Source organism: Rhodococcus sp. 1R11 (assembly GCF_004563845.1).
GTDB lineage: Bacteria > Actinomycetota > Actinomycetes > Mycobacteriales > Mycobacteriaceae > Rhodococcoides.
The window spans coordinates 280,283-289,704 of sequence record NZ_SPNG01000007.1; the positions used below are offsets into that span (position 1 = coordinate 280,283).

Annotated in this window: 8 protein-coding genes; 5 read left to right on the forward strand and 3 right to left on the reverse strand. The window is 66.3% G+C overall.

Going from position 1 to position 9,422, the window contains the following annotated elements; genetic code table 11:
- Window positions 1-2: 2 nt before the first annotated feature.
- Genes E4P29_RS15040 through E4P29_RS15050 form a run of 3 tightly spaced genes read right to left on the reverse strand, consistent with a single transcriptional unit; the run spans window position 3 to window position 3,665 of the window.
- Window positions 3-1,364, reverse strand: coding sequence for a metallopeptidase TldD-related protein (locus tag E4P29_RS15040; RefSeq protein WP_135045848.1), 1,362 nt, complete (start codon window positions 1,362-1,364; stop codon window positions 3-5).
- Complete coding sequence (locus tag E4P29_RS15045) at window positions 1,361-2,887, reverse strand: TldD/PmbA family protein (RefSeq protein ID WP_135045850.1); 1,527 nt, start codon at window positions 2,885-2,887, stop codon at window positions 1,361-1,363. Before E4P29_RS15045 ends, E4P29_RS15040 begins: the two co-directional genes overlap by 4 nt.
- 10 nt (window positions 2,888-2,897) lie before the next feature.
- Window positions 2,898-3,665 (reverse strand): TSUP family transporter, encoded by a 768-nt coding sequence (locus tag E4P29_RS15050; RefSeq protein WP_032370548.1) that lies wholly within the window; start codon window positions 3,663-3,665, stop codon window positions 2,898-2,900.
- A 17-nt stretch (window positions 3,666-3,682) separates the two neighbouring features.
- Between E4P29_RS15050 and E4P29_RS15055 the strand changes: the two genes are divergently transcribed.
- The 5 genes from E4P29_RS15055 (at window position 3,683) to lnt (ending at window position 9,314) form a co-directional block, all read left to right on the forward strand.
- Complete coding sequence (locus E4P29_RS15055) at window positions 3,683-4,843, forward strand: histidine kinase (RefSeq protein WP_032372415.1); 1,161 nt, start codon at window positions 3,683-3,685, stop codon at window positions 4,841-4,843.
- Window positions 4,844-4,859: 16 nt separating this feature from the next.
- Window positions 4,860-5,516, forward strand: a complete 657-nt coding sequence (locus tag E4P29_RS15060; protein WP_135045852.1) for a response regulator transcription factor — start codon at window positions 4,860-4,862, stop codon at window positions 5,514-5,516.
- A gap of 81 nt (window positions 5,517-5,597) precedes the next feature.
- Window positions 5,598-6,134, forward strand: a complete 537-nt coding sequence (locus E4P29_RS15065) for an FxsA family protein (protein WP_135045854.1) — start codon at window positions 5,598-5,600, stop codon at window positions 6,132-6,134.
- 17 nt (window positions 6,135-6,151) lie between these two features.
- Window positions 6,152-7,747 carry an amidohydrolase gene (locus tag E4P29_RS15070; protein WP_135045856.1) on the forward strand — a complete coding sequence of 532 codons (1,596 nt, stop codon included), beginning with the start codon at window positions 6,152-6,154 and terminating at the stop codon, window positions 7,745-7,747.
- On the forward strand, window positions 7,737-9,314 hold the full coding sequence (gene lnt / locus E4P29_RS15075) for an apolipoprotein N-acyltransferase (protein ID WP_135045858.1): 1,578 nt from the start codon (window positions 7,737-7,739) through the stop codon (window positions 9,312-9,314). Before E4P29_RS15070 ends, lnt begins: the two co-directional genes overlap by 11 nt.
- The last annotated feature ends 108 nt before the right edge of the window (window positions 9,315-9,422 follow it).

Here is a 9,422-nt window from a genome sequence, read left to right on the forward strand (position 1 = left end):
CCCTATTGCGCGGCGCTGACCGAGGACATGTGAAAGTCCGGAATGCGCAGCGGCGGCATTGCCGTGCGAGTGAACCAGTCCTTCCACTCGCGCGGCAGTGTCGCCTCGGTCCGTCCGGCCTCGGTGACACGTCGCAACAGATCCAGAGGACTCTCGTTGAACCGGAAGTTGTTGACGGCTCCGATGATCCGGCCGTCCTCGATGGCGTAGACACCGTCGCGGGTGAGACCCGTGAGCAGCAACGAGGTCGGATCGACCTCTCGGATGTACCACAGTGTCGTCAGTAACAGCCCGCGCTCGGTCGACGCGACCATCGCGTCGATCCCGGTGTCGCTGCCGCCGGTGAGGATCAGATTCTCCCCGGGGACGGCAACGGGTACCTCGAACTTCCGGGCTCCGGCGCGTGTATAGGCCAGTGCTGCGATCGCGCCGTCCCGGATCCAATCGACCCGGTCGATGCCGAGACCGTTGTCGAACACCGACACCGCATCACTGGAGGAGCCCGCCGCGACGAACGGCGCGTACCCGAGACCGGGCTCGCGCGGGTCGGAGTGCAGCGTCAGCGGCAGCTCGGTGAGCTTCTCGCCGACTCGGGTGCCACCGGCCCGCGAGAGTGCGGTGCGCCCCTCCTGGGCCCCGCGCCCCTCCATGGTCCACATCAGGTAGATCATCAGATCGGCCACGGCGGAGGGCGGCAACACCGTGTCGTACCGACCGGCGGGACGCTCCACGGTGTTCTGCGCCCAGCCCAGCCTGGTGGACAATTCTCCGAGCATCGATGCCGCCGACACGTCGCGGAAATCGGCTGTACCTTTCCCCACCCAGGCACTCGCCCCGGACCGCTTTCCGTTGATCTCGATCGACCCGGTCGGCTGTGTGAACGTGCGTCGCACTCCGGTCGAGGTTCCGAGCCACACGTTGTCGAAGCGATGCTCGGCGAATCCGTACAACGTGTCTCGGCCGTCGAATCCGACGTTCAGTTCCGTTGCCAGCGAACCGAACACGTCGATGGACGTGTCCTGCGCGCGTCGATCCCAGCCGTCCGGCTCGGAATCGGGGGTCAGCAGCGGCATCGCGTCGTCCGCAGGCTCGGCGGCGCGGGCCGCTGCTTCACTGGCACGCACGATGTCCGCGATCTCGTTCGGATCGACACTGGTGGACGACACCGAACCCACCCGCGCCACGTCCCCGGTCCGGACGATGGACACCACCACCCACTGCCTCGAAGTGGAGACGCCGTTCGTGGTCATCGAATTGCCCGCCCACCGAAGCGTCGCGTCGCTGGAGTCGGTGACGAGAACGACGGTGTCGTCGACGCTCGCGCACGCCAACGCACGTTCGATCACCTGCTGCGGCTCGATCATCGACCTGCCTCCGATCGGGTGTTGAGGACGTTGACCCCGCGGAAGAGTGCGACCGGGCAACCGTGGCTGACCGCGGCGACCTGACCGGGTTGGGCCTTGCCGCAGTTGAATGCCCCACCGAGTTTCCAGGTGGAGCGACCTCCGAGCAGTTCCATCGAACCCCAGAAATCCGTCGTCGTCGCCTGATAGGCGACGTCGCGCACCTGGCCGTCGAGCACACCGTTTCGAATCCGGTAGAAGCGTTGTCCGGTGAACTGGAAGTTGTACCGCTGCATGTCGATCGACCACGATTTGTCGCCGACCACGTAGATACCGTCCTCGACCGCGGCGATGACCTCCTCGGTCGACCGGTCGGTCTCGGGATCGGGCTGCAACGAGACGTTCGCCATGCGTTGGATCGGAACGTGATGTGCGGAGTCGGCGTAGGAGCATCCGTTGGACCGCTCCAGTCCGAGCCTCGGGGCGAAGACCCGGTCGAGTTGGTAGCCGACGAGTGTTCCGTCGCGAACCAGATCCCACTTCTGCGCGGCCACGCCGTCGTCGTCGTAGCCGATACTGGCGAGACCGTTCACCTCGGTACGGTCTGCAGTGACGTGCATGATGGGCGAGCCGTAACGCAAGGTTCCGAGCTGATCGGGTGTGGCGAAGGACGTCCCGGCGTAGGCGGCCTCGTACCCGATCGCTCGGTCGTATTCCGTTGCGTGTCCGATGGATTCGTGGATGGTGAGCCACAGGTTGGTGGGATCGATGACGAGATCCGTCGGCCCTGCCACCACCGACGGGGCCTTGACCTTCTCGGCCAGCCACTCCGGGATGCGCGCGAGTTCGTCCGCCCAGTCCCACGTGCTGCGTTCACCGAGGTATTCCCAGCCGCGTCCGACGGGCGGTGCCAATGTCCGCATCGAATCGAACGCACCGGCCGCTCGGTCCACGGCAGTGGCCTCGAACTGCGGGTGTAGTCGTACCCGTTGCTGAGTGATCGAGCTGCCCGCCGAATCGGCATAGAACGACTGTTCCTTCACCTGCAGCACCGACGCCGTGACGTGGTCGACGCCGTCCGAGGCGGACAACCTGGCCGAGTACTCGGCTAGCAGCGCCACTTTGTCGGTGGTGGGAACGTCGAACGGGTCGATCTCGTACTGCGAGACCCACACTGCGTCCGAGTACACCGGTTCGGACGCGAGTTCGACGCGTTCGCGGTTGAGCACGCGTAACGCCGTCGCCACCTCGGCGGCACGCCGCGCCGTGGTGGCAGCCGCGTCGGTACTCAACTCCGCGTGGGAGGCGAAGCCCCAGGTGCCGTCGACCACCACCCGCACAGCCAGCCCGATTTCCCCGGCGTCGACGGCGGATTGCACCGAGCCGTCGCGCAGTGAAATCGACTGGGTCGTCAGCCGCTGCACCCGGAAATCCGCATGCGAGGCTCCGGCCGTGCGCGCCGCGCTCAGGGCGGCGTCGGCCAGTTCTCGCAGGGGGAGGGCGAGGAAGTCGGCGTCGACCGACCGGTCCGATGGTGTCGTCACGACTGTGACGCTAGCCGAATTGTTGCCAGCCGAGGCGTAGCACCATGCCGATCACGACGACGAGCAACACGATCCTGACGAAGCCTGCGCCCCTGGCGACCGCCGTCCTCGAACCGAGTACCGCACCGACGACGTTGCAGGCGGCCATCGCAGCACCGAGTTGCCAGTACACACTGCCGGTGAATGCGAAGTAGGTCAGCGCACCGACATTGGAGCCGACGTTGATCACTTTGGCCATCGCAGCGCTGCGGACGAATTCGGTGCCCAGCATCGTCGCGAAGACGATGATGAGGAAGGTGCCGGTGCCGGGTCCGAGAATGCCGTCGTAGAACCCGATACCCGCTGCGGCGAGGCCGATGACGATCAGAACCTTCCGATGTGTCGGGGGCGACGGTGCCGCGGTACGACCGATGGTCGGTCGGCAGGTCACCAGTACCGCAACGCCGACCAGCACGACCATGATGATCGGCACGAAGAGGTCGCGGTCGATCAACGACACCGCGGCAGCGCCCGCCGCCGAGGTCGTCGCCGCGATCGCGCCGGCAGGAACGAGCACCTTCCAGTCGAGCGAGACCTTGCGGGCGAACGTGACGACGGCGGCGACTGTTCCGAAGACTGCGGTCGCCTTGTTGGTCGCGAGGGCTGCCTGCTGTGTCAGTTGCGGTGCCACGAGCAAGATCGCCGGCAACAGAATGAGACCGCCTCCGCCGACCACGGCGTCGACCCATCCTGCTGCTGTCGCGGCGGCCATCAACAATCCCCAGTCCGCGACAGTCATACGGCAAACTCAATCACATGCGTCGATTCAGCCTGTGGCTCCGTGGCCAACCGTTCGTGGCCGACGCACTGCTCGCCGGTGGGCTTTTCGTCATCGAGATTCTCGTTTTCGTGAGTTCGGCCGACGGCCTGAACGGGCCGTTGTTTCTGGCCTTCTCGGTGGTCCTGACCGTTCCCGTCGCGTGGCGGCGTCGGTTCCCCAGGTCCGTGGCGGCCGTGGCGCTCGTGTCGACGTTCGTCGCCGACGTGTGGGGAGCCATGGTCGGGGATACCTCCAACGGCCATCCGGCCGCACTGGCGTTGCCGATCATGCTCTACACCCTGGTGGCCTACGTCGGCCGCGCGCAGGGGGCCGTCTACGCCGCCGGTGTGGCCGCCTACTCGGTGTCGTCGTTGTTGCTCTTCCACCAGCCGTTGTTCACGACGCTGCTGTTCAGCGCTCTGCTGTACGCACTGTCGTGGGTCGCTGCCGAATTCCTCGGTGCCCGACGCGCATACGACGAGGCGATGGAGGCCCGCCTGATCGTGGCCGAGTACGACCGGGATCGCCGCGCCGAGGAGGCGGTGCTCATGGAAAGAACACGCATCGCGCGCGAGCTGCACGATGTCGTCGCCCACGGGGTGAGCGTGATGGTGGTCCAGGCCGACGGGGCGTCGTATGCCATCCGGCGCAACCCCGAACGTGCCGAGCAGGCGGTGGCCAACATCTCGGCAACGGGCCGGCAGGCGCTGGCCGAACTGCGCAGAACGGTCGCGCTGCTGCGGACGACCCCCGACGCGGACGACATGCCCGAGTACGGCACGGCCGGTCTGGCCCGCGTCGTGGAAATGATGAGTCGAGCCGGCTTGAACGTCGAGTTGGAACAGACGGGCAATCTCGACGACATCAGTCCGGCGATCAGTCTCGGCGTACACCGACTCGTCCAGGAATCGCTGACGAACGTTCTTCGGCACGCCGGCCATGCCCCGCGAGCCGTCGTGCGGGTCGCACGCGAAGCAGACACCGTCACCGTCGAAATCTCCGACAACGGCACCGGCAGTGCGGCGCCACCGACCGGTGGCGGAGGACACGGACTGGTGGGGATGCGGGAGCGAGTCGCGGTGTTGCAGGGCACGTTGCAGGTCGGTCGAACACCCCAGGGCTCCTGGCTCGTGCGGGCGAGACTGCCGATCGAGTAGGCGTTAGGTTGTGACGGTGCCGATCACCGTTGTCGTCGTGGACGACCAGGAACTGATGCGAATGGGCCTGAACATGGTGCTCGAAGCCCAGGACGACATCGAGGTGGTCGGTGAAGCATCCGACGGCTCCGGTGCCATCGAAGCCGTGGCACGGCTGGCGCCCGCCGTGGTCTTGATGGACGTCCGCATGCCCGGGATCGACGGGGTCTCCGCCACTCGAGCGATCACCGAATCAGGATCGGACACCAGGGTTCTGGTGATGACGACGTTCGATCTCGACGAGCACGTTCTCGGTGCCCTCAGGGCAGGAGCCAGTGGGTTTCTGCTCAAGGACACACCGCCCGAGGATCTGGTATCCGCGATCAGGAGCGTCGCTGCGGGCGACGCCGTCGTATCACCGAAGGTCACCAAAAGGCTGTTGTCACGATTCGTCGAGCGCACCGAGCCGGCCGTCGACCCCTCGGTACTGGACGGCCTCACCGGGCGTGAGCGAGAGGTCATGGCGCACCTGGCAACCGGGCTGTCCAATGCCGAGATCGCGACGGTGTTGCACCTGTCCGAGGCGACGATCAAGACCCACATCGGCCGCATACTGACCAAGTTGGGAGTGCGTGACCGAGTGCAAGCCGTCGTACTGGCCTACGAATCCGGTCTCGTCAGGCCTGGTTCCTGAGAATCTCCCGGCAAACGGGACGCATCGGGAGAAAAACGACTGTGCCGGACGTTGTACGGACGAAGCGAAGAAAGGACCGTCATGCTCGCTCTGTTCGTACTCTACGTCGTGGTCGAGGTGGCAGCGCTGGTCGCTGTGGGCAGTGCACTCGGTGTGCTGTGGACCGTGGTGCTGCTCGTCGGCGGATCGTTGGTCGGTTCGTTGTTGGTCCGTTCGCAAGGCCGTCGAGTGCTGTACGGCCTGCGACGCGCATCGCAGGGTGAACGCTCGGCCGAGGGAGCCGTGGCCGACGGCGCACTCTTCGCTGCAGGGTCGGTGGCCATGTTCGTGCCCGGTCTGGTGACCACGGTGGTAGGTCTGTTGCTGTTGATCCCACCGACTCGCTGGCTGCTCCGGCCTGCCGTGCTGTGGGCTGCCGCGCGGTGGCTGCCCCGAGCCTCGGCCTCCACCCGGCGCATGCGCCCCACGGTCATCGACGGTGAGGTACTCGACGACCGTACGGCCGGCGAGAACCGCGGACCACGAACCACCGGGCCGTCGCTCGTTCTCGAGGGTGAGGTGATCGACCCGGGCCGCGTCGATCCCGCTGCCGGGGATTTCCCCAAGTACCACCGGTAGGGGCAGACTGGTCGCTCGTGACCACCGAATTGTTCTGCGGCGGACGGATCTACAGTCCTTCGGCTCCCGATGCCACCGCCATGGCCGTGACCGACGGAATCATCAGCTGGATCGGTGAGGATCGCACCGGAAGAGCCTTGCATCCCGGCGTTCCCATCATCGATCTGGCCGGTTCGTTCGTCGCTCCGGCATTCGTGGACACGCACGTTCACGTGACCGACCTCGGACTGTCGCTGATCGGCCTGGACCTGAGCCGGTCCACGTCGGTCGAAGACTGCATGCGCATGGTGCGAGAACATGCGGCGTCCTCGCAAGAAGAACTGCTCTGGGGTCACGGTTGGGACGAGTCCACCTGGTCCGAACAACGTCCTCCCACCACCGCCGAACTCGATGCGGCCGCTCCCGGACGAGCGGTGTACCTCACCCGAGTCGACTCGCATTCTGCCGCCGTATCCACCCGGTTGCGGGTCGCCGCGTCCGCTGCCGACGCCACCTCCGGTTACTCCGAACAGACTCCGCTGACCGCAGACGCCCACCATCGTGCTCGGCAGACCGCTCGTTCGCTGCTCACGGCCGACACCCGACGCCGAGCCAGGGCTGCTGCGCTCGATGACGCCGCGGCGCACGGAATCGTCGCGGTTCACGAATGTGCGGGGCCGTTGGTGTCGGGCATCGACGATTTCCGCGAACTGATGAACACCGAGCACGGCGTAGAAGTACGCGGCTACTGGGGCGAGCTGGCCGATACCGCCGAACGCGCCCGCGAATTGCTCGAAGAGACCGGTGCCCACGGATTGGCAGGCGATATCTTCGTCGACGGATCCCTCGGGTCGCACACCGCATGGTTGAGCTCGCCGTACGCCGACGGTCCAGGAACCGGTGTGTCGTACGCAGATGTCGACGCGATAGCGGCACACATCGCCGTCTGCTCGACGGCCGGAATTCAGGCCGGCTTCCACGTCATCGGCGACGCCGCTGTGTCGGCCGCCGTCACTGCATTCGGCCGCGTGGTTGCCGATCTGGGCACACCCGCCGTCGCGGCCTGCGGGCACCGGCTCGAGCACGTGGCAATGGTGTCCGCGGAGCAAGCCGGCCTGTTGGCGTCGTGGGGCGTCATCGCCAGCATGCAGCCGGCGTTCGACGCCGCGTGGGGCGGAGCCGACGGCCTCTACGCCGCGCGTCTGGGTTCCGAGCGCGCGGCCGAACTCCATCCGTTCGCACGCCTGGCGTCTGCGGGAGTCTCGCTGGCGTTCGGCTCGGATGCGCCGGTGACGCCCCTCGATCCATGGGCAACGGTAAAAGCTGCTGCGAACCACCGCACTCCGGGGAGTTCGGTGTCGCCTCGTGCTGCGTTCTCGGCTGCCACGCGCGGTGCCTGGCGGGCGGGGGGAGTGCGCGACGGTTTGGCCGGCACACTCGTGCCGGGAGCGCCCGCGTCCTTCGCGGTGTGGGACGTCGACGAGCTCGTCGTGCGAGCACCGAAGGACAGCGTTCAACGGTGGTCGACCGACCCCCGTGCGGGCGTGGCACCGCTGCCCAGCCTCGAGGCGTCGTCCGTCGGTCCCCGCTGCTCGATGACGGTGCACCGTGGCCGGGTCGTCCATGAGCAGTGAGAACCCCCCGACCGCGCGACGGACCCGGCTGTACGGAACTGCGCTGTCGACCGTCCTGGCCGCCGTTGCCGGCGCGCTCGTCTTCGCCAGTTTTCCGCCGCGAACGCTGTGGTTTCTGGCACCCGTCGGTATCGCAGTACTGGCACTGGTTCTGACGGGGTTCGGCGGTCGGCGATCGGTGTCGCTGAAAGGCGGATTCGGATACGGCTACGTGGCCGGCCTCGCCTTCTTCGTTCCTCTGCTTCCGTGGATCGGCGTCTATGTCGGCCCGGTGCCGTGGCTCGCGCTGGCCGCAGCCGAATCGGTCTTCCTCGGTCTGTTCGGTATGACGGCCGTGCTGGTTGCGCGGAGCGCATGGTGGCCGCTGTCGATGGCGCTGATGTGGAGCGCAGCCGAGTGGCTTCGGTCGAGCGTTCCTTTCGGAGGATTTCCGTGGGGCCGGTTGGCCTTCGGACAACCCGAGGGCTGGTTGCTTCCGCTGGCAAGCATCGGAGGCGCACCGCTCCTCAGTTTCGGGGTCGCGCTCAGCGGTACCGGACTGGCCGCGCTGGTGCTGACACTCACCCGCCGGGTCACCGCCCGAGCACTCGTCGGACCGGTCGTGACCACGGCGATCGCGTCGATCACTGCGGTGTCGCTGATCCCGACTCTGCACACCAACGACGCCGGTGACGGCGAGCGAACGGTGACGATCGCTGCGATTCAGGGCAGTGTTCCGCGCCTGGGGCTGGACTTCAATGCGCAGCGGCGCGCGGTGCTGGACAACCACGTGCGCGAAACGATGGCGCTGGCCGCCGATGTCGACGCAGGCCGACAACCCGCGCCGGATCTAGTCGTGTGGCCGGAGAACGCATCGGACATCGACCCGCTGCGCAACTCCGACGCTGCGACGCTGATCACACAGGCGTCGGTTGCCGTCGGCGCCCCGATTCTGGTGGGCACCGTCCTGGTCAACGCGAACAAGACGAACACCAATTCCGTCATCGCGTGGAACGGCGCCGACGGACCAGGGGAGCGGCACGACAAGAAGATCATTCAGCCCTTCGGTGAATACTTGCCTTACCGAAGTTTTTTTCGGCTGTTTTCGGAATACGCCGATCGAGCGGGTTATTTCGTTCCTGGAAATGGAAACGGTGTCGTACACGCTGCAGGAATAGCGGCCGGAATAGCCACATGCTACGAAGTCGCGTTCGATCGGGCCCTCGACGAGTCCGTTCGTTCGGGCGCGCAATTCATCGCGATCCCCACCAACAACGCCACGTTCGGCGACACGGAAATGACGTATCAACAGCTGGCGATGTCGCGGGTGCGAGCCGTTGAACACGGACGCACGGTCGTGGTCGCGGCCACGAGCGGTGTCAGTGCCGTGGTCGGACCCGAGGGGGACGTCCTGCAGCAAACTCCGCTGTTCGAGCCGGATGTACTGGTATCGACGGTCGAACTGCGAAGCTCGCTCACGCTGGCAACACGCATCGGATTCGGGGCGGAGCTTGCGCTGATCCTGGCCGCAGCAGTGGGGTTGGTCGCCACGCTCGTCGACGTCCGACGTCGACGGCTCCGTGAATGAAACAGTCGTCAAGTTCGTTCGGGCCGACATTCGACGCATTCACGGTCCGAATCACCGTCATTCGTTCGATCTAAAAACAGCGGCCAGGTGGCGCACACAATCGATCTT

What these genes read in the sequence shown, in the direction of transcription:
- E4P29_RS15050 (WP_032370548.1), bottom strand. Translation starts at nt 3,665, where the DNA reads ATGACTGTCGCGGACTGGGGATTGTTGATGGCCGCCGCGACAGCAGCA.
- lnt (WP_135045858.1), top strand. Translation starts at nt 7,737, where the DNA reads ATGAGCAGTGAGAACCCCCCGACCGCGCGACGGACCCGGCTGTACGGA.
- E4P29_RS15055 (WP_032372415.1), top strand. Translation starts at nt 3,683, where the DNA reads ATGCGTCGATTCAGCCTGTGGCTCCGTGGCCAACCGTTCGTGGCCGAC.
- E4P29_RS15065 (WP_135045854.1), top strand. Translation starts at nt 5,598, where the DNA reads ATGCTCGCTCTGTTCGTACTCTACGTCGTGGTCGAGGTGGCAGCGCTG.
- E4P29_RS15040 (WP_135045848.1), bottom strand. Translation starts at nt 1,364, where the DNA reads ATGATCGAGCCGCAGCAGGTGATCGAACGTGCGTTGGCGTGCGCGAGC.